The organism is Cohnella baijiui (genome assembly GCF_020731285.1).
GTDB lineage: Bacteria > Bacillota > Bacilli > Paenibacillales > Paenibacillaceae > Cohnella.
Window position 1 is genome coordinate 1 of sequence record NZ_JAJFOW010000237.1, and the last position, 281, is coordinate 281.

At 37.0% G+C, this 281-nt stretch carries 1 protein-coding gene; it reads left to right on the top strand.

Going from position 1 to position 281, the window contains the following annotated elements:
• Window positions 1–42 precede the first annotated feature (42 nt).
• Window positions 43–281, top strand: a 239-nt coding sequence (locus tag LKX83_RS32460; protein ID WP_227887400.1) for a hypothetical protein, incomplete at its 3' end; no start/stop codon positions are given.

Here is a 281-nt window from a genome sequence, read left to right on the forward strand (position 1 = left end):
TCCGTATTGTTCAGCAGTTTGTTGTTATTCGGGGGTTGGTATGTGTTTCAGAGTCAGTTTGTGAAAAAACCAATCACCAATGAAATAACTGCGATGAAAAGTGTGAAGGTGAATGATATTATTATCAACCGTGATGCGATTACCGTGGATGTGTCGTTTAACAATCCGGACAAGTTTGCTGAAGACTATAAAAAGATAAAGAAGATTGCCTCTGATAAGTCCAATGGCAAGCCAGTCAAAGTAGAATTTAATTCCTCGAACAAAAATCTAAAACAAATCTG